We start from the raw sequence: 18,304 nt of genomic DNA on the forward strand, positions 1-18,304 counted from the left end.
TGCTTCCCAGCTGTCATGCTAGATTCATGGAGTGAATCCTTAAGCCAAATTGTGCAACAAAGCCTTTTAGACACGCAGTCAGTTATGAATCACACGTTGATCAAAATATTTAATCACGGTCTTAATAGCATCATATTCCAAAGAACTTTTTCTTACATGTATTCCTGCATCGCGCGGCTCCATCCGGTGCAACACTGGACGGATGACAAGTCCTTCTTTCGCCACGACGTTCGCAAGCAGAAGTGGGGCGGACATGACAAATATCCCGGATTTGACGAGTTGAAGCCCCGTTGCCAGCGATGTCGTCCGAATGTTGATCAGTGATTTGCTTGCCCCTTTAGGGAGCGTGAATTTCTCAATTTTTTGTTCGGTGACTGGATCAACCGTGAAACTCACCCACTTATAGCTGGCGAGATCTGCCGGATTGATCGTATCGGTCTGAGAAATCGGATCATCCTCGCGAAGGACAATCCCATGTTCTACCTGTGTAACATGCTTCACGAAGAGAGAAGGGTCCAATTCTTCTTTCGAAAGAATTCCGAGGTAAACGTCTAACTCTCCGGCCATCAGAAGCTTGCCCATGCTTTCCCGGTGCTCAGTCTTGAGATTGAGCCTCAGATCGGGAAATCTCTCGATGAGATCGGCAAATAAGCCAGCCACCCAGTTAAAATGAAAGATTGGTCCGGCTCCGACGGTTAATTCCGACATACCAGCGGATGCTATGACCCCGATCTCCTCCAACCCGTTGCGGTATTCACGTTCTATTCGTTCCGCCCGCGCCAGAAACTTTTCGCCTGCCTCAGTCAACGACATGCCGCGCCGGTCACGGTGGAACAAGGGGGCGCCCAATTCGACCTCCAGACTGCTGATGCGCTTTGTCACCGATGATTGCGCAAGGTTGATACTCGATGCTGCTGCGGTAATGGATTTATCCCGCGCAACGGCCAGAAACGCTCTGAGCTTCTTGTCCATGATATTCCTTTTTCGAATACAGACCTCACTTAAATTCACTATGCAGAATACATATCCACATGGCAACTTATAGGGAACCGACGAAGGGGCGACCAATTTCATGAAAACGATATTTGTTTTGTTTGACTCCCTGAATCGTCTGGCGCTTGGTGCCTACGGCGGAAAATCGGTTGCGACTCCGAACTTTGATCGTTTCGCGCAAAAGGCCGTGACCTTTGACAAGCATTACGTCGGCTCACTTCCCTGTATGCCTGCACGGCGCGACATGCACACGGGGCGCCTGAACTTCACCCACCGCAATTGGGGCCCGTTGGAGCCTTTTGATGAAAGCTTTGCGCAAATTCTGAGCAAGAACAGCGTTTACACGCATCTGATTTCAGACCATCTGCACTATTTTGAAAACGGCGGCTGGGGGTATGCAAACGCCTTTGACAGCTGGGATTTCGTGCGTGGACAGGAATATGACGCCCTGAAGGTCATGGTTCGACCACCTGTCGAACGCTATAAAGAACGCTTCGACGAGCGGCATTATCCTTTGGACAAACTGCCCAAGACCGGATCTCTCACGACAGGTAATTCAGACAGGATGGCGTTGAAGAAACTGCGTGGCGCCATCTCTGAGGAATGCCTGGTCGAGGAAAGCGACTTCCCGACAGCAAAGTGTTTTGCCAGCGCATTCGAGTTTCTCGACGCCAACAAGGAAGAGGACGACTGGTTCCTGCAGCTTGAATGTTTCGATCCGCACGAGCCCTTCGTTGCACCTGAGCGGTTCAAGGCAGCCTATGACACCGGATATAACGGCAAGATTTTCAATTGGCCGGCCTACGAAAGGAACGGAAATTCGCCAGAGGAGGTTGCGGCAATCCGGGGCAATTATGCCGCGCTGGTGGCAATGTGTGACGAGTATTTTGGCAAGCTGCTGGATTACTTTGATGAACATGACCTTTGGAAAGAAACCGCGCTGGTACTAACCACGGACCACGGGTTCCTGTTGTCCGAACATGACTGGTGGGCCAAGAACCGTATGCCCTATTACGAGGAAATCAGTCACATTCCGATGATGGTCTGGCACCCCGATCACAGAAATCAGAGTGGCACTCGCCGTAAGTCACTAACGCAGACCACCGATCTGATGCCAACGTTCCTGGATATTCACGGCTGCAGCATCCCCGAAACGGCGACCGGTAGTTCACTGTTGCCGATGTTGGCGAGTGATATACCCACTCGCGATAGCCTGATCTTTGGCATGTTCGGAGGACCAGTTGGCGTAACGGACGGCACGTATTCTTACTATCGCTATCCCGATGATATCTCGGGGCAAAACCTGCACCTTTATACTCTGATGCCAGCCCATATGACCGCTCTTTTCGATATTGGTGAATTGCAATCGAGCGAGCTGGCAGCGCCGTTCAATTTTACCAAGGGCGTACCGACGCTCAGGATCAAGCTGGATCCGAAGAACACTCAGGTTGGCCAGGACGGCGACACACTGGAGGATTGCGAAACCGCTCTTTACAACGTCGAAACCGATCCCCGTCAAGAGACACCATTGAGCGACCCTGCCGTGGCAGAGCGGCTTGGATCAGAAATCGCGCATCACTTTGTACTGCACGACGCGCCGCCGGAATTGTTTACGCATTTCGATCTGGCACGGCCTGAGGTCGCGCTGGCCGGGCAATAGCACTTTTTCGGATCGGAAATCTCACAGGAGGAAAATCATGAAGCATATTGGAAAAGTAAAAGGGACCGTTCTTGCAGGTGCATTTGTGACGGCATCAGCTATCGCTGCACTCGCGGAATTCCCCGAGCGGAATATCGAAGTCATCCACCCTTGGGGACCGGGCAATGCGATGGCCATGAGCAAGGTCGTCGCCAAGGCCATGGGCGAAGAACTGGGCACAGACATGCCAGTGATCTCACTGCCGGGCGCGGCCGGAACCAAGGGTCAGAAGACCGCCATGGGTAAGCCCGCCGATGGCTATACCATATTTGACGGCTATGTTGCCCCGTTGGTATTACAGCCCATCTTGGGCAATGCCGACTGGAACTACAAAGATTTCAAGCCGCTCAGCGCGGCCGTGGCGAACGCCTTTGCAATTGCAGGTCAGCTTGATGAATCGCGTTGGGCCGACTTCCAGGAACTGATGGCCTATTGCAAAGAAAACCCCGGCGATCTGCGGTATTCTTCGGGTTCCCGGAACAACCTGCCGCATATGGTAATTGCGAAGGTCTTGCAGTCATATGGTTGCGTTGCCCAGAACGTGCCTTACACTCAGGACGGCAATGTTTTCAAAGACCTGGGATCGAGGGTTTTGGACTTTGCGTTTATCAATGTCGGCAACTACCGGGCAAACCCGGATAAGGTCAAAATCCTGCTGGTTTTGTCTGAACTGGAGAGTTCGAAAAAGGCCTATGACGGGGCACCTACCATCGGTGAACTGGGAATTGATCTGGGTCTCTCGAACCTAGGCCCCATGGGTTGGACCTGGTGGATCGTCAACCCGGATACGCCTGACGATGTGACCGAGAAACTGCGCGGCGCAATGGAGCGCGCAATGGCCAGACCTGACGTTATCGAAGCCATTGAGGCCATTGGCTTTGTCCCGCTTGATTGGGATCACACCAAATATGAGGAAATCGTGGGCTCGGTCGATGCGCAGCTAAATTCGATGGGCAACGCGCTGGCGTGGGAAGAAGAAGAACTCGGAAAACTCAACTAGGGAGAGGGCGCGATGACATCGTCAAGATTACTGAACTTAGCTGCTCTGGGATTTCTTCTCGTTGTCATCGTGACCATCTTTAGGCAGATCGAAACTGACCTGAAAGAACAGGGGATCGCCAGTGGCGGCCCCTATGACAACGCAGCCACATACCCGCGCATAGTTGCGTCATTCATGGGAATCCTTCTTCTAGTCCAACTCGTGACCGAGCTCGTCAGAAAAGGGGACACATCTGACGCCAGCGAGGTCGAGCTATCTGACTTGCGCCGCGCCGGTATGTTGATCGTGGTTTTCGCCGTCTATCTTATGAGCCTGACGACACTGGGCTATCACCTTGCGACCACCCCGATGATCTTTGCGATTATGTGGATCTGCGGGATGCGGCAGTATCTGAATATGGCGATTGCGTCCTTAGGCATCGCAACTGTCTTTGCTTTCTTTTTTGAAGTCTTCCTGAATGTCGTCTTGCCGCTCGGCATCTGGAATATCTTTATCCCCTGGTAGGTGCATCGTGATTGTAGAGTTTCTTTCCGCCGGGCTTGATGTCTTCCTGTCACCGCTTGCCTTAGGGTTCACGTTCTGTGGCATCCTGGTCGGTCTGTTGGTTGGCGCCATGCCCGGCCTTGGTCCCTTGATGGGGATCATACTCTTGCTGCCAGTGGCAATCGGATTGCCACCTGTTGCGGCGATGGGGTTTTTGATCGCGATCTTTGTAGGAGGTTCCTGTGGCGGATCGGTATCCGCAATTCTTTTGCGTATTCCCGGCACACCTCTCGCCGCGGCAACACTGTTTGATGGATACCCGTTGGCCCAGAAGGGCCGTGCCTCAGATGCGATTGGTATCGCGATTACCAGTTCTGCCATAGGTGGCTTGATCGGCGGGGTTGTTCTGATTTTTTGCGCTCCAATTCTCGCAAGCTTTGCCGCGAATTTTGCGCCACCCGAATACGCAATGCTGGCGGTCCTGGGGCTGTTTGCAATCGTGGTGATTTCCGGCGGGTCCATTGTGAAGGGTCTGTTAGCGGGATGTTTCGGTCTGCTCATCGCAACCGTTGGAACGGATTCCTTTTCGACCGGTCTGCGGTTCACATTTGGATCACACAATCTCTTGAACGGTTTCCACATTGTGGCGGTTGTCGTGGGTTTGTTTGCGATATCCGAGATGGCCGCCCAGATGCTGGGCCGGGACCTTTTGCGGAAACCGGACGTCAAGGTGGAAAGACCGGGTCTTGGGACCATCACCATGACGTTGAAGCATTATGTCAACCTGATCCGATCCTCGGCCATCGGTACATTCTTTGGTGCAATTCCGGGCGCGGGGGGCGTGATCAGCTCGTTCACCAGCTATGCAGTGGCGAAAGCGGCTGCAAAGCCAGAGGAGAAATACGGTGACGGTGCCGAAGGTGGTGTAGTTGCAACGGAATCCGCAAACAATGCCACCGTTGGAGGCACGCTGGTGCCCACTTTGGCCTTAGGCATCCCCGGCGACGCATCCTCTGCGATGCTATTGGGCGCGCTTCTGATTCTGGGCTTTATTCCGGGGCCTGCAATGTTCGAAAACAGCCCAGACGTGGTTGGCGGCATCTTCATGGTGTATTTGGCTTCAAATATCTTCCTGCTGATCGCAGGAATTCTGGCCACACCCCTGTTTGTCTATGTTCTGCGAATTCCAAAGGTCTACCTGATCCCCAGCATCCTGTTGTTGTGTTCCATTGGCACATACGCGCTTCAGGCATCTGTTTTTGATCTTCAGATCATGCTGGTATTCGGCCTTATTGGTATCCTGTTCAGGGCTGCGCACTATCCGCTTGCACCCGTGGTCATTGGCATGATCCTGGGCCCGATCCTTGAAGACAACCTGCGACGCTCGCTTCTGATCTCGCGAGAGGGATACTGGATATTTGTGGACCGTCCGGTTTCGACAATTCTGGTCGTTGTCAATGGACTGCTGCTGGCGACGATGGTGTATCTCACCATCAAACGGGCGCGCGGTTCAAAGCAAAGTGAACTGGCAAAGGCGCTGTCAGCGGACGAATAACACAATTCTAACGGCAAGTCCGTGCAAGGTGTCTTTTCAATCTTGGTCAATACGGCAGAGGTACTTCGAATGACAAAGCCCCGACTCAGCTGAGCGTAGAAATCAAAGAAAGAAACCTAATGACCTTGCCCAAAGAAAGTGAAGTGGGGCGAGAACTGTGACACCAATCGCGAAGTAAGCAAACAGCAGTCGAACGGCCTGCGCTGACGGAATTCGACCGATTGACATTGTCAGAAGCAAGGGCGGAACCAGATATGGAAACGGTACGAGAATCCATGTCGGAACTTGCGCCATTAAGACCCACTCAACTGGCCAACCAGTGGCTTCTGCCAACTGCCCTGCCAATGGTGTCATCACACCTGGCGCGGTCGGGACCGTTGTGCACACTGCCACCAGTGATCCGATGGCGGCCAGAGAGGCAAAAATAGCCGTATTGCTGGAAAGATTTGCTTCATGGAACATGGCCACCAGATACTCTCCGGCCCAGGCACTTATACCGGAGTGAAAAACCACGGCTCCGAAGCCAATGACCCCGGAAACAAAGAAGATTGGCGCAATGTTGATTTTCTGAGGTAAGTCGCTGACGGGGATGACACCGATTACCGGCAAAGCGCAGATCAGTGCGGCCCCAAGGGCGACCCACGCAGGTGCGATTCCATGCCAGCTGTCTGTAACCCAAAGTAAAATGGTAACTCCGAGTATGCCGGATAGCCGGAGTTGCGATCCTGTCAGTGGTTTGGGTTCAATCGAAATCGTCTGGCGCTTGGGCGGTTCTCGAAAAAACCACCAGTTCAGGCCAATTGTAGAAATTAGACTGAATACACCAAGAATTGGGAAATTCAGTAACAGATACTGCCCGTAGGTGAACGAGATGCCATAAAGCCCTTCGGCTGAACCCGACATAACCAGGTTCGGAACGTTCGATGGCAAGATGGTGAACGCGGGGAGAGACGTGCTCATTCCTGCGGTCAGCACCAGCCCTGCCTGTCCTCTCGATCCCGGTTCAAATCCGAGCTGTTTGGCAAGATGAACCGCGATTGGAGCCATAAGGACCACGCGCCCGATTGCGGTCGGTATCATAAACGACAATGCAAGACCCGCCAGCGCGACCGTCGTCAATACCCCCAGGTAACCCGGCGCAGACAAAGCAAGTAGGCGATTAACCAACCTGTCTCCGAGACCGCATTGTGTTACCGAATGACCAATGACGAGACCTCCGAAAATCATCCACAGCGCGCCTGATTGAAACCCCGAGAACACCACCTCCGGTGGCGCAATGGCAAGCAATGCAGACAGGAATAGGAATAGTAACGAGGTGAAGAATTCGGGGACTACACCGGTGATCCAAAGGCCCAGAGTAAAGACGACAACGCTCAAAGCCACGATCATCGCATGATCAGAGCCCGATAGTAGGGTGTCATTCAATGCGCCCGTCAGGATGACGATCCCTGCCATTGTTGTGAGCAAAGCGACAAGGTTGGCTGGCTTTAACCTATTGGGCCCAGCCAACCAACGCCGACGGCCAGCTAACAGCTTTGCCATCTCGATCTCCTGATAACCAAATTTGATCTAAACAGGATATCGACACTAAGCATAAAACCCATTCATGGGGTTTTATATTCAGTATTAGAGGGTTTTATTGTTCCTCAATCGAATTGCGACTGCCCAAGCGAGTGCCGGTCACAATTCCTGCATCAATTCAGGAATCTTCGATGCAATCTCTGAAATTTTGTTGCGTAGCCAGATATGTGCCGGATCGTTTGTACTGCGCTCGTGCCAGATCATGTAGATTGTGACGCGGTTACTTTTGAAGGGCAGGGGGGCCACGTCGAGTTCACGCAAAGTGTGCAGGCGCATCAGGCTCACTTCGGTGGCGATCATCTGTGTACCTTTTATGAATGGTGGAATTGCGTTGAAATTGGGTACGGAAACTCGCGGTTCGCCAATCTGCGATGCTTCAAGATCGGTGATGACCTTGATTGAGGTCCCGCCACCTGCAAATCGAACCGTCAAATGATCCGCGCTGCAATACTCTTTCCACGATTTCGGCGGCTCACGCATTTCGGCGTCGTAGAAACACATCATTTCACCTGAAAACAAAGGTTTCTGGAAAATGTCCGGACCATCTGGCGGCAGAGGTGTCAGGGCAAGGGCGCACCGTGCCTCCCGCATCATGTTCACTGTTGGCTGGCCCGATGGCAGAAACTGGAAATCAACCGAAATTCCGTCGCTCCAAGCCTCGCGTATGAGCTGGGGAAAGACGAGATCGCGCTGCATATCGTTTGCTGCAACTACGAATTCCATTTTCTCGGCTCTGGGATCAAAGATGCGATCATCTGTCAGACACTTGAGCCCGTCGATGGCTCTTTGCACTGGTTCTTTCAATGCAAGCGCTGTCTCTGTGGGCATCAAACCTTGCCCTGATCGAACGAACAGCGGATCGCCCAGAATATTGCGCAGCCTGCCCAGAGTGTGACTGACGGCAGGCTGCGTGACACCCAGTTGTTCTGCTGCGACAGATACAGAACTGTTCTCGAGAATTGCCAGAAATGTCCGAAGAATATGACCATCCAGGTCAAGGAAATTAGTTTTCTGCATGAGATATATAAATACACATAAATAGATTGAATGTCGAGCCGCGCGTAACCTGCCCCGATCATGAATGCCGGGAGGAACGCGATGAAACTTTCAAACATACTTGGTGCCCTGACCGTCGCAGCGTCGACAGCCATCGCCTCATTTTCTCATGCGGAGGAGTTGACGGTTGCAACATTCATACCGCCGCAACATCACATCAACTCGAACCTGTTCAAGTGGTTCGGTGAAGAGTTGGAGAAGCGGTCGGACGGCACTCTGACCATGAAACTGTATCCGGCGGGTCAACTGGGCGCCGGGCCGGTACAACAATATAAGCGCGTGGTCGAAGGAGTGGCTGACGTTGTCTTCGGCCTTCAGGCTTACACGCCAAACATCTTTCCGCGAACAATGCTGATTATTCCGCCGGGAAAAGCGACGAGCGCAAAAGAGTCCACTGAAAGGATGCTGAGCGTCTATGAAGAGCATCTCGCCCAAGAATATCAGGACGTTAAGCTGTTGGGTGTATTTACCACGACCGGGAACGTTTGGGCTGCGACCAGCGACGTGTCGACCATGGATGGCCTCAAGGGCAAAAAAATGGTGCCTTATGCGGCAATGACCACTCCGATCGTCGAAGCGCTGGGTGCTGTACCTGTTCAGATGCCGGTCACTGAAATGTACACCGGTCTTTCAACCGGAACCATCGACGCCACCACCGCCACGTACAACAATATCACGGCACCTTGGAATTTCTGGGACGTATCCAGTCATCTCGTCACCAACGTACCAGTGCAGTTTGCCGTGTTCTTTGTCGCGATGAACAAAGAGCGTTACATGGAACTCTCAGATGAGCATCGGGCGATCATAGACGAGCTTGCTGGCGAGACGTTCTCGTTGCAGGGGGCGGCGAGTTTTGACGGAGCCGATGGGCGTTCCGAGGCCATGCTGGATGGCGCGGAACAAATGGCAAATGTCGAGCTTGTCGAAGTCAGCGCTGAAGAGCGGGCCAAGATGGACGATGCCGTCAATCAAGGTCTGGAAGTGATTTTTGCAGATTATGAGTCCCGCGGCATCACAGGTGCGCGCGAGATTTACGAAGCCATCAACCAATAACTGTGCAGGAAGCGCCCGGTTCGGCCAGGCGCTTCTTTGGCTTTATCCCATCGTGGAGGATGACCATGTCTGGCAAAGAGTTGTTGCCGATACCGATCCGGCTGATCGACAAGTTTCTGCTTGGTATTGCTTTGATCGGCGGCGGATTGACATTGGCATTCATGGTATTTTTGAGTGCGGCCAACGTATTGGTTATGCGCAAAATATTTGGTGCACCGATCAAAGGGGCAGAGGATCTGTTGATTCTGAGCCTTGTGATACTGGTAGCTCTGGCCATTCCACTGGGCGGGCGAACGGGCGCGCACATTGAAATCGAAGTATTCGAATCCCGCATGTCGGCTGGTTTTGAGAAATGGTCGATGGTGCTTCTGCGGCTTATCGGCGGCGGGCTGATGTTCGTCATGTCATGGCAACTGATCCACGCGGGGCAAAAGGCCACGAAATTCGGTGAAACAACACAGCAACTTCTGATCTCGTACGAGCCTTTTTACTACCTGTTGGCCATCAGTTCCGGGCTCTATGGGATCGTCCTTTTCTTGGATGTGTATCAGCGCCTGTTCCGCGGGTCTGTCCGCCTTCTTGATCTGGGAGGCACAGAATGAGCCTTACGCTGATTGGAATACTGGGACTGTTGTCTCTGTTTGTGCTTCTTGGACTGCGCTTTCCCGTTGCACTGTCGATGATTTTGGTGGGTGTTGTGGGCACAATCGTCGCGACGACGCAGAAATTCGTGCTGGTCGGAATGGACTCTGACCAGGCATTGGCCCGTGGCCTTCGAACAGCGATGTCGAACATGTCCGGAGAGACATTCGAGGCGGCTTCAAACTACAACCTGCTGGTTATCCCGATGTTTGTTTTGATGGGCAATCTCGCGGGGGTTTCCGGTATGTCGGCAGACTTGTTTAACGCCGCATATCGTTGGATGGGCCACTATCGCGGCGGCCTGGCCTCGGCGACAATTGCGGCTTGTGCAGGGTTTGCTGCGCTTTCCGGGTCGTCACTCGCGGCTGCCATAACGATGGGTCGTGTGGCGCTGCCTGAGATGAAAAAATTCAACTATTCTGACAGTCTGGCAACAGGGGCTGTCGCCGCAGGTGGAACCCTGGGGTTTCTGATCCCGCCATCTGGCGGCATGATTATCTATGCGGTGCTCACTGAGCAAAGCATCGGGCGTTTGTTCATGGCCGGTGTGATACCCGGTATCGTTCTGACGCTTTTGTTCATAGGCGCGATCTATCAGACGGTGTTGCGCAAGCCAGAGGCTGGGCCCGCAGGCGAACGCGCATCATGGCCAGACAGGCGCGACGCCTTGGTCTCTGCGCTGCCTTTTGCATTTGTCGTCGGCATCACCATTGGTGGAATGTACACGGGCTTTTTCACCCCGGTTGAGGCATCATCGGTCGGTGCATTTCTTGCTCTGATTGTTGCTGCCGCGCGCCGTACCCTGACCCTTTCCGCAATCAGAGAGGTCGTATTGCAGACGATGAAGGCCTCGGCCACCGTTTTCCTGATCCTCATCGGTGCCTTCATCTTTATTCCGTTCATGTCACTCACTGAGCTGCCTGGTCAGCTGGTGGTTCTGCTGACATCCCTGCCGATCGGGGATTACGGAATTCTTCTTGTGATTATCCTCATCTACATGTTCTTGGGCATGTTCCTGGAAGGCATCGCTATGCTGGTTCTTACAATTCCGGTTGTGCTGCCAATCATCGCCGCGCTTGAATTCGGCTTCGATCCGTCGATGGCCAGCATGAAAATGATCTGGTTTGGGGTACTTGTTGTGATCGTTCTGGAAATGGGAATGATCAGCCCACCGGTCGGCATCAATGTCTTTGTCGTCAAATCCATCGCGCCCAATGTCTCGATGGCCGAGGTCTTTCGCGGAATTTGGCCGTTTTGGTTTGCGATGGCCTTGATGCTGTTGTTGCTGATCCTGTTTCCGCAAATTGCCGTTTGGCTTCCTCAGACGATGATTGGGTGAGGGTGGCATGGCAGGTCATTCTCATACCAAGCTTAAACCGAAATGCCCGCTATTAGATGCGGACCTACACGGGAAGATGCCCACTTGGCGCCGTCGGCGTCTGGTGTGCCCCCGGCCTCTCACCAGCTTTGAAGGAGCGAAACCATGAGCAACATGGATAAGGTCATTACAACTGGAATTTTCATCAATGGTGAGGTTCGCGATGCTTCGGATGGCAGGGTCTACGACATTTGCAATCCGGCCCGGCCCGAGGAATTGGTCGGGCATGCGGCCTCTGCCACCGAACGGGATGTCGAAGATGCAGTTCAGGCTGCCCACGCTGCGTTTCCAGCCTGGTCCGCGCTGAGCTTTGGCGAGCGTGCGGCGCTGTTGCGCGAGGTGGCCCTGAAGCTCACAGCGGATGATGAAGACGTCAAATATCGCTCGCGCCTGTTCACACGTGAACACGGCAAGATCGGGCGTGAAACCCTGCTGGAGATGTCCCGATTGGGGGATCGTTTCATGCAGGCCGCCGCGTTTGCCGAACGCATGGCAATCGACGAACAGATCAAGGGCCCTCCGTTTGACACGCTGATCGCACGCCAGCCGCGCGGTGTCGCAGCGCTGATCGTCCCATGGAATTGGCCGCTGTCGATCCTGGGGGCCAAATTGCCCGCAGCTCTGGCCGCAGGGAACACTGTGGTTGTCAAACCCTCGGCCAATTCGGCGCTGGCACCTAGTCTGACCCTGCAAATCATCGCCGGATTGTTGCCACCGGGCGTGGTGAACATCCTCACTGGTTCTGCGTCGACCATCGGTGATCCGCTTGTTGGGCATCCCTTGGTACGCATGGTGAACTTTACCGGCTCTACCACCATCGGCCGTCACGTCATGAAGGTGGCTGCCGAAAACATTACCCCGGTCACCTTGGAGCTGGGCGGCAACGATGCCGGGCTGGTTCTGGACGACGCGGTGCTCGATGATGATGCATTTAATCGGATGTACTGGGGTGCCTTCGGATCGTCGGGTCAAATCTGCATGGCTCTGAAACGGCTTTATGTACACGAGAGCCGCTATGACGAGGTGATCGATGGTTTCACCGCAGCTTGCGAGCGCGCGGTTGTTGGTGACGGTCTGTTGCCGGAAACCACCATGGGGCCGATCAACAATGCCAAGCAGCTGAGGGTGGTGACCGACATGATCGCAGAGGCGCGTGCCAAGGGTGCGGAAGTGCGCGAATGCGGTCAGGTGCCGGACGAAGCGTTGTACAACGGTGGTGGCTATTTCCAGAGACCTGCATTGGTCTACGATGCCGATCCGTCGCTTTCGGTCGTACACGAAGAACAGTTTGGTCCGGCTCTGCCGATCATGAAGTTCAAAACCGATGAAGAAGCCATCGCCAAAGCGAACGACAGCATCTATGGCTTGTGCTCTTCGGTTTGGACGCCGGACCAGGAACGTGCGGTCGCGATCTCGCGTCAGATCGAAGCAGGGTACACCTATCTCAATGCTCATGGTCCGACAGCACAGGATTCGCGCGGACCGTTTGGCGGCTTCAAGCAATCCGGGATTGGGCGCAATCTGGGCTACGACGGTATTCTGGCCTTCACAGAAGCGCATACCATCACAGGCCCCGAGGGGTTCTTGCTATGAGTGCTCAACTTACATCAACAGCCCGCGTCGCCCTTTCCCCGGCGTCGCGGTACCTGCAGCAGCTCGCCCAGCATTTCGCACATAAAGTCGATGTGGAACAGACCAAAGCAACTGCGAAAGTAACCCTGAGCTACGGCTACTTTGAGCTGAGCACCGAAGGTGAGGATACCCTGATAATGCGGACATTTGCGGATACCGACGAACACCTAAAACGACTGGAACATGTGGCAGCATCGCATCTGGAACGGTTTGCGTTTCGCGATCCGCCCGAGATCACTTGGTCAGAGGCTGAGTGAGGTGGATGCTCCTTAAATGATGGTTGCTCTGATAAGGCTTGCAAAACTTCCGATGCGGAACCCGCGACCGTCTAGGTGAACTTCACTCCAGTGTTATCGGGTCCGAGACGTTGATTGCTCCGCCCTTTACAACCCGGCAGATAAGCCCGGCGCGATCTGCAAGTGGTACCGAGACCTGTTTGCGAGAAGCGACATTCAGAAACCGGCACGTGTTGCAGAGGCGAAGTCCTTCCAGAGTGACCGCTCCTACAGTAAAGGTTTTGCCGACAAGCTGCGCCAATGCGACACCTGCTGTGGTCAGATTTCGCCTATGCTCGTTTGGCTGCAATTCCAGGCCGTGCTCCTTCCTAAGGGCTTCCAACACTTCATTTTCAAATAGAGTAACGTCGCGGGACCCGGGCGAACGGGAAAAACGTCCAACCCCGGTCAAATACCTGTCGCCCTCCAATCCCGCGTCCGCGACTGCGATGGCGCTTTCGTGCGACACCATTGGCCGCCCTGTTCTTGCAGCTGTGTGAATATGGAGAAGTTTTCCGTTATTCATGAAATCACTCTCGGTTTCTGTGTCCGCGTCACCGCCCGATATCGGGGAACACTTATGAACTTTTGTTTTCGCACCATGGTGGGTGTTACAGAGGCTCGGGATCAGGCAGATGGCTTCGCCCCGTACTTCTCCTCCAGCCGGTGCAAAAGCTCCATCGATCGGGGCAGAAAGAAATAGGAGTTTAGCAGGATGTTGCAGATCAGAAGTACAACGGTCCGCGGATAACCAACTGGAAAATTGGGGGAAATCTGATCGGCTATCCAGCCTAGACACGCCCCGACAACCAGAACCCAAAAGGTCAGGACCGATACGGTCTTCCATTTCTGATGGACATGGCGCGCGCCAAGGCCGCCCAGCAGAGAGTCGAGGTCCCAAAGCCGGTTCTTGACCACTTCACCCTCGATATACTGCGACAGCTCTTCCACTATTTCCTTGCGCGTTGAAGACTGTTCCCAAGAGATTAAATCCTCCAGCGTGGCAAAGGAGATTACGGTCGCGAAAGTCCCACCGGATTCGTTTGATGGTGCATTGTGCCGGACCTCGATGAACCCCGGTTGCGTTTTCAGTGCCAGCTCGAAACGGGCAAGGACCTCGTTTGCTGCTTCCCTTTGCGTTTCGCGGAATTTGCGAACGATGACGGACAGGACAGGCGATGTGTTTGACATTCTGTCACTCCAACTTGGAGGCGCATTCCGAGGTGAACTCCGAAGCACTCTAATCATCTTCAGACTAGGAAGGGGACATTGATCTCACAAGTGCCGGGCCGGTTGGGCAAAGGTCCAAATTCGCGATTGGTGAGCCTGCCTGCTTCAATGACGAAGGTATTGCCTTCGCGGAAAACAAACTTGCAGATGTATTGTAAGTATCAGAAAATAAGTAATTTTCTTTGGCGTTGCGGTAAGCGTTCTGATGCCCTGAGGCTTATTTAGAGATTACGCTCAACGCATATTCATAAATTTTGGTCATAATAAATATCACTAAGCATCAATGGATCGAATAAATTTCACTGTCTAAAATCGAATGAACAAGCCGAAGTTCAATACCGACAGAAGGTGAATTCAAAATGCTTACAAATAAAAAAATCGTCGTGACCGGATGTGCCTCAGGTATCGGTGCGGAAACGGCGCGTCTTGTCAAAGAACTCGGTGGCACGGTTCTTGGTGTCGACCGGAATGAAGTCTCTGAAAACGTCGATTCTTTCTACAAAGTCGATTTTGGCGACAAGTCGTCTATCGATGCTTTGGTGGATGCTCTTCCGGGCGATATCGACGGCATAGCCAACATCGCTGGTGTCCCGCCGACGGTCGATGCTGAAACGGTTATCAGAGTTAATCTTGTTGGCCTGAAGTACTTCACAGAAAAGATGATCGACAAGCTGGCTGATGGAGCTTCCATCGTCAATCTGGCATCATTGGCAGGGCTGGGTTGGCCAAATTCTGTGGACCAAATCAAAGAAGCGGCAAATCTGGAATTTGGACAGGTCGCTGATTTTGTAGCCCGCCACGATATCGATAAGGAACAGGCCCGTTCATATTTCTTCGCGAAAGAGGCGCTTGTTGTCTGGACAATGCAGCATCGTTGGACCTGGCGCGATCGGGGTATTCGCGTGAATGCCATTAGCCCCGGTGCGGTGGAAACGCCAATTCTGAAGGATTTCCTTGAGACATTGGGCGAGAAAGCCGAACAAGCCCGCAAGGTCATGGATCGCGCTGGAACTCCGAAAGATGTGGCGCCGGTCGTTGCCTTCCTTCTTTCCGATATGACGCCCTGGATTCGCGGCACCAATATCGCCGTGGATGGTGGTCAGGCGGCCAACGCGCTCTGCAATATGAACGGTTTGTAACCTTCTCCCCCTGGAATGAACCCGGCTCGGTTCATGCCGGACCGACCGGGTTCCTTTCTAAAGCTCAACCAAGTGGACCAACGCCTGCTTACCGGAGAACTATATCATGACGGACAAAAAGAGTGCGCTTGTCATAAGTGCCCATGCCGCCGACTTCGTCTGGCGCTGCGGTGGTGCCATCGCCCTGCATCAGGAAAGGGGATTTGATGTTACCATCGCGTGCCTTTCCTTTGGTGAGCGCGGAGAATCTGCGAAGCTTTGGAAACAGGACGGCTGTACACTTGACCAAGTGAAAACAGAACGGAGGGCCGAAGCCGAAAAAGCCGCGGCGGCTCTTGGGGCGCATGACATCGTCTTTTTCGATGCGGGAGACTACCCGCTTGAACTGAAGCGCGAGCAGAAATTTGAAGTAGTGGACCTGATCCGTAAGGTGCAGCCCGACTTCATGCTGAGCCATTCGGCCTACGATCCTTACAATACTGACCATATGTATGCGACCAGTATTGCGATGGAGTGCCGGATGATAGCGCAGGCCTGGGGTCACAATCCGGGTGAGAAAGTCCTCGGCGCGCCGCAGCTCTATTTGTTTGAGCCGCATCAAACCGAGCAGATGGGTTGGAAGCCGGATACCTTCCTCGACATCACACCGGTCTGGGACAAGAAGCGCGCGGCGATTGAATGCATGCAGGGTCAGGAACACCTGTGGGATTACTACACCAATGTCGCTCGTAACCGCGCCAACCACTTCCGTCGTAACTCAGGGGGAATGGCCGGGGGTCGCAAGGCCGAATACGCCGAAGGCTTCCAGTCGATCTACCCGCGCACGGTGGACGAGTTGTAATGGGCGTGGTTGTGCAGAATATCGAACGCGCAGACCCGGCGGTCATAGCTGGATTGGCTGAATGCGGTGTTGCGACTGTGCACGAAGCACAGGGGCGCAAGGGGCTTTTGGCATCCTATATGCGCCCAGTGTATTCCGGTGCCAGAATTGCGGCTTCGGCGGTGACTATTTCGGCTCCACCAGGTGACAACTGGATGCTGCACGTAGCCATCGAACAACTGCAGGAGGGGGACATATTGGTATTGGCCCCAACCTCCCCATGCAGCGACGGGTACTTTGGAGATCTTTTGGCCACATCGGCCAGAGCGCGGGGTTGCGCAGGCCTGGTCATCGATGCCGGTGTCCGTGATATCCGCGACTTGACGGAGATGCAGTTCCCGGTCTGGTCCAAGGCAGTTTTTGCTCAGGGAACCGTCAAAGAGACGTTGGGCTCAGTCAATGTTCCCGTTGTGTGTGCTGCAGCTCACATCAATCCGGGTGACGTAATCGTTGCGGACGATGATGGGGTTTGTGTTGTTTGTCGGGAGGATGCCGCAGACGTGCTGAGCAAGGCGAGGGCGCGCGAAGCGAACGAAGAAAGCAAGCGCGCACGCCTGGCCAGCGGTGAACTCGGACTGGACATTTACGACATGCGTGGTCGCCTTGCTGACAAAGGCCTGAAGTATGTCTGAAGCGTCTTCATCAGATGCCGTAAGGTGCATGTGGATGCGGGGAGGCACGTCCAAAGGAGGGTATTTCCTCGCCGACGATCTGCCATCAGATAAGGCAGAGCGAGACGCATTTCTGCTGAGAATTATGGGCTCTCCCGACCCGCGCCAAATTGATGGCATGGGCGGCGCCGATCCGTTGACTTCGAAAGTGGCTGTTATTTCCAAATCGACCCGGCCCGGTGTCGATGTAAACTACTTGTTTTTGCAGGTCTTCGTCGATCAGGCGATTGTAACTGACGCGCAAAACTGCGGAAACATACTCGCCGGGGTCGGGCCATTCGCAATCGAGCGGGGGCTGGTCCAACCAAAAGACGAAGTTACGCCTGTTACGGTCTTCATGGAGAATACGGGCCAGATTTCGACCCTTCAGGTGCAAACGCGTAAAGGGCGTGTGGTGTATGCCGGGGATGCACGGATCGATGGTGTGCCAGGTTCAGCCGCACCCATCCCGATTTCGTTCACAGATACAGCGGGGTCAACATGCGGTTCACTGCTTCCAACCGGGCAACCTGTAAATGAAATCGACGGAGTTCAAGCCACGTTGATCGACAACGGTATGCCGGTGGTCGTAGTGCGCGCCCGCGATGTTGGCATCGAGGGCACGGAAACCCGCGATGAACTTGATGGGAACGAGGCCTTGAAAGCACGGCTCGAAGGCATTCGCCTGAAAGCCGGGCATTTGATGAATCTGGGTGATGTCTCCAGCAAATCAGTTCCCAAAATGACGATGATTTCCTCGGCAAAAGCCGGGGGTGCCATATCAACCCGCACGTTTATTCCGCACCGATGCCATGCATCTATTGGCGTTCTTGGGGCGGTCAGTGTCGCCACCGCTTGCCTGCTGGACGGTGCGCCGGCAGCGGCTGAGGCAAATGTACCGCAGGGATCATCCCTATCCCTTTCCGTCGAACATCCAAGCGGTGAAACAACTGTCGTGGTTGAACTGTCAGAAAATGGTGAAATCGAAACTGCGGGAATTTTGCGAACCGCACGCAAACTGTTCGATGGAACGATTTTTGCAGATTGAAGGACATTAT

18 protein-coding genes are annotated in these 18,304 nt (G+C 53.9%); 13 read left to right on the forward strand and 5 right to left on the reverse strand.

Annotated features, from left to right (window positions below; translation table 11 throughout):
* Positions 1-78 precede the first annotated feature (78 nt).
* Positions 79-972, reverse strand: a complete 894-nt coding sequence (locus GOX66_RS13540; RefSeq protein WP_170763270.1) for a LysR family transcriptional regulator — start codon at positions 970-972, stop codon at positions 79-81.
* Between the two features lie 100 nt (positions 973-1,072).
* Here GOX66_RS13540 and GOX66_RS13545 point away from each other — a divergent pair, with 100 nt between their 5' ends.
* From GOX66_RS13545 to GOX66_RS13560, 4 genes are read left to right on the forward strand one after another with little or no spacing between them, the layout of a single operon-like run.
* Complete coding sequence (locus GOX66_RS13545) at positions 1,073-2,653, forward strand: sulfatase (protein WP_170763271.1); 1,581 nt, start codon at positions 1,073-1,075, stop codon at positions 2,651-2,653.
* A gap of 37 nt (positions 2,654-2,690) precedes the next feature.
* Positions 2,691-3,692 (forward strand): Bug family tripartite tricarboxylate transporter substrate binding protein, encoded by a 1,002-nt coding sequence (locus GOX66_RS13550; protein ID WP_170763272.1) that lies wholly within the window; start codon positions 2,691-2,693, stop codon positions 3,690-3,692.
* Positions 3,693-3,704: 12 nt separating this feature from the next.
* Positions 3,705-4,196 (forward strand): tripartite tricarboxylate transporter TctB family protein, encoded by a 492-nt coding sequence (locus tag GOX66_RS13555; RefSeq protein WP_170763273.1) that lies wholly within the window; start codon positions 3,705-3,707, stop codon positions 4,194-4,196.
* Between the two features lie 7 nt (positions 4,197-4,203).
* Positions 4,204-5,730 carry a tripartite tricarboxylate transporter permease gene (locus tag GOX66_RS13560; RefSeq protein WP_170763274.1) on the forward strand — a complete coding sequence of 509 codons (1,527 nt, stop codon included), beginning with the start codon at positions 4,204-4,206 and terminating at the stop codon, positions 5,728-5,730.
* A 102-nt stretch (positions 5,731-5,832) separates the two neighbouring features.
* Here the strand turns inward: GOX66_RS13560 and GOX66_RS13565 are convergent, their stop codons facing one another.
* Together GOX66_RS13565 and GOX66_RS13570 are read right to left on the reverse strand one after the other, a co-directional pair.
* Complete coding sequence (locus GOX66_RS13565; RefSeq protein WP_170763275.1) at positions 5,833-7,272, reverse strand: SLC13 family permease; 1,440 nt, start codon at positions 7,270-7,272, stop codon at positions 5,833-5,835.
* A 138-nt stretch (positions 7,273-7,410) separates the two neighbouring features.
* Positions 7,411-8,328: a LysR family transcriptional regulator gene (locus GOX66_RS13570; RefSeq protein ID WP_170763276.1), complete on the reverse strand. Its 918-nt coding sequence runs from the start codon at positions 8,326-8,328 to the stop codon at positions 7,411-7,413.
* A gap of 81 nt (positions 8,329-8,409) precedes the next feature.
* On the opposite strand from GOX66_RS13570, the gene GOX66_RS13575 reads away from it, so the two are divergent.
* The 5 genes from GOX66_RS13575 to GOX66_RS13595 all read left to right on the forward strand — a co-directional run bounded on the left by GOX66_RS13575 (position 8,410) and on the right by GOX66_RS13595 (position 13,329).
* On the forward strand, positions 8,410-9,420 hold the full coding sequence (locus GOX66_RS13575; RefSeq protein ID WP_170763277.1) for a TRAP transporter substrate-binding protein: 1,011 nt from the start codon (positions 8,410-8,412) through the stop codon (positions 9,418-9,420).
* A 65-nt stretch (positions 9,421-9,485) separates the two neighbouring features.
* Entirely contained in the window at positions 9,486-10,022 is a 537-nt protein-coding gene (locus GOX66_RS13580) for a TRAP transporter small permease (RefSeq protein WP_170763278.1), read from the forward strand.
* Positions 10,019-11,401 (forward strand): TRAP transporter large permease, encoded by a 1,383-nt coding sequence (locus GOX66_RS13585; protein WP_170763279.1) that lies wholly within the window; start codon positions 10,019-10,021, stop codon positions 11,399-11,401. The genes GOX66_RS13580 and GOX66_RS13585 overlap by 4 nt, the downstream gene beginning before the upstream one ends.
* A gap of 144 nt (positions 11,402-11,545) precedes the next feature.
* Positions 11,546-13,033 carry an aldehyde dehydrogenase family protein gene (locus GOX66_RS13590; protein WP_170763280.1) on the forward strand — a complete coding sequence of 496 codons (1,488 nt, stop codon included), beginning with the start codon at positions 11,546-11,548 and terminating at the stop codon, positions 13,031-13,033.
* Positions 13,030-13,329 carry a DUF2218 domain-containing protein gene (locus GOX66_RS13595; protein ID WP_170763281.1) on the forward strand — a complete coding sequence of 100 codons (300 nt, stop codon included), beginning with the start codon at positions 13,030-13,032 and terminating at the stop codon, positions 13,327-13,329. Before GOX66_RS13590 ends, GOX66_RS13595 begins: the two co-directional genes overlap by 4 nt.
* Before the next feature lie 82 nt (positions 13,330-13,411).
* On the opposite strand, the gene GOX66_RS13600 is transcribed toward GOX66_RS13595, so the two are convergent.
* Both GOX66_RS13600 and GOX66_RS13605 read right to left on the reverse strand, forming a co-directional pair.
* Positions 13,412-13,873 carry an MOSC domain-containing protein gene (locus GOX66_RS13600; RefSeq protein ID WP_170763282.1) on the reverse strand — a complete coding sequence of 154 codons (462 nt, stop codon included), beginning with the start codon at positions 13,871-13,873 and terminating at the stop codon, positions 13,412-13,414.
* Positions 13,874-13,974: 101 nt separating this feature from the next.
* Entirely contained in the window at positions 13,975-14,538 is a 564-nt protein-coding gene (locus GOX66_RS13605; RefSeq protein ID WP_170763283.1) for a putative antibiotic biosynthesis monooxygenase, read from the reverse strand.
* A 398-nt stretch (positions 14,539-14,936) separates the two neighbouring features.
* Here GOX66_RS13605 and GOX66_RS13610 point away from each other — a divergent pair, with 398 nt between their 5' ends.
* The 4 genes from GOX66_RS13610 to GOX66_RS13625 all read left to right on the forward strand — a co-directional run bounded on the left by GOX66_RS13610 (position 14,937) and on the right by GOX66_RS13625 (position 18,294).
* Entirely contained in the window at positions 14,937-15,716 is a 780-nt protein-coding gene (locus tag GOX66_RS13610; protein ID WP_170763284.1) for a coniferyl-alcohol dehydrogenase, read from the forward strand.
* 106 nt (positions 15,717-15,822) lie between these two features.
* Positions 15,823-16,557 (forward strand): PIG-L deacetylase family protein, encoded by a 735-nt coding sequence (locus GOX66_RS13615; RefSeq protein ID WP_170763285.1) that lies wholly within the window; start codon positions 15,823-15,825, stop codon positions 16,555-16,557.
* Positions 16,557-17,228 (forward strand): 4-carboxy-4-hydroxy-2-oxoadipate aldolase/oxaloacetate decarboxylase, encoded by a 672-nt coding sequence (gene ligK, locus GOX66_RS13620; protein WP_170763286.1) that lies wholly within the window; start codon positions 16,557-16,559, stop codon positions 17,226-17,228. The genes GOX66_RS13615 and ligK overlap by 1 nt, the downstream gene beginning before the upstream one ends.
* The gene (locus GOX66_RS13625) at positions 17,221-18,294 is read left to right on the forward strand and encodes a 4-oxalomesaconate tautomerase (protein WP_214652649.1); all 1,074 of its coding nucleotides are present in this window, start codon (positions 17,221-17,223) and stop codon (positions 18,292-18,294) included. The genes ligK and GOX66_RS13625 overlap by 8 nt, the downstream gene beginning before the upstream one ends.
* Positions 18,295-18,304 lie beyond the last annotated feature (10 nt).

It is taken from the genome of Ruegeria lacuscaerulensis, assembly GCF_013031245.1.
Taxonomy (GTDB): domain Bacteria; phylum Pseudomonadota; class Alphaproteobacteria; order Rhodobacterales; family Rhodobacteraceae; genus Ruegeria; species Ruegeria lacuscaerulensis_C.

Bases quoted from the DNA above. Each gene is read 5' to 3' on its own strand.
- GOX66_RS13540 (WP_170763270.1), bottom strand. From the start codon at position 972: ATGGACAAGAAGCTCAGAGCGTTTCTGGCCGTTGCGCGGGATAAATCC.
- GOX66_RS13545 (WP_170763271.1), top strand. From the start codon at position 1,073: ATGAAAACGATATTTGTTTTGTTTGACTCCCTGAATCGTCTGGCGCTT.
- GOX66_RS13550 (WP_170763272.1), top strand. From the start codon at position 2,691: ATGAAGCATATTGGAAAAGTAAAAGGGACCGTTCTTGCAGGTGCATTT.
- GOX66_RS13555 (WP_170763273.1), top strand. From the start codon at position 3,705: ATGACATCGTCAAGATTACTGAACTTAGCTGCTCTGGGATTTCTTCTC.
- GOX66_RS13565 (WP_170763275.1), bottom strand. From the start codon at position 7,272: ATGGCAAAGCTGTTAGCTGGCCGTCGGCGTTGGTTGGCTGGGCCCAAT.
- GOX66_RS13570 (WP_170763276.1), bottom strand. From the start codon at position 8,328: ATGCAGAAAACTAATTTCCTTGACCTGGATGGTCATATTCTTCGGACA.
- GOX66_RS13575 (WP_170763277.1), top strand. From the start codon at position 8,410: ATGAAACTTTCAAACATACTTGGTGCCCTGACCGTCGCAGCGTCGACA.
- GOX66_RS13580 (WP_170763278.1), top strand. From the start codon at position 9,486: ATGTCTGGCAAAGAGTTGTTGCCGATACCGATCCGGCTGATCGACAAG.
- GOX66_RS13585 (WP_170763279.1), top strand. From the start codon at position 10,019: ATGAGCCTTACGCTGATTGGAATACTGGGACTGTTGTCTCTGTTTGTG.
- GOX66_RS13590 (WP_170763280.1), top strand. From the start codon at position 11,546: ATGAGCAACATGGATAAGGTCATTACAACTGGAATTTTCATCAATGGT.
- GOX66_RS13595 (WP_170763281.1), top strand. From the start codon at position 13,030: ATGAGTGCTCAACTTACATCAACAGCCCGCGTCGCCCTTTCCCCGGCG.
- GOX66_RS13600 (WP_170763282.1), bottom strand. From the start codon at position 13,873: ATGAATAACGGAAAACTTCTCCATATTCACACAGCTGCAAGAACAGGG.
- GOX66_RS13605 (WP_170763283.1), bottom strand. From the start codon at position 14,538: ATGTCAAACACATCGCCTGTCCTGTCCGTCATCGTTCGCAAATTCCGC.
- GOX66_RS13610 (WP_170763284.1), top strand. From the start codon at position 14,937: ATGCTTACAAATAAAAAAATCGTCGTGACCGGATGTGCCTCAGGTATC.
- GOX66_RS13615 (WP_170763285.1), top strand. From the start codon at position 15,823: ATGACGGACAAAAAGAGTGCGCTTGTCATAAGTGCCCATGCCGCCGAC.
- ligK (WP_170763286.1), top strand. From the start codon at position 16,557: ATGGGCGTGGTTGTGCAGAATATCGAACGCGCAGACCCGGCGGTCATA.
- GOX66_RS13625 (WP_214652649.1), top strand. From the start codon at position 17,221: ATGTCTGAAGCGTCTTCATCAGATGCCGTAAGGTGCATGTGGATGCGG.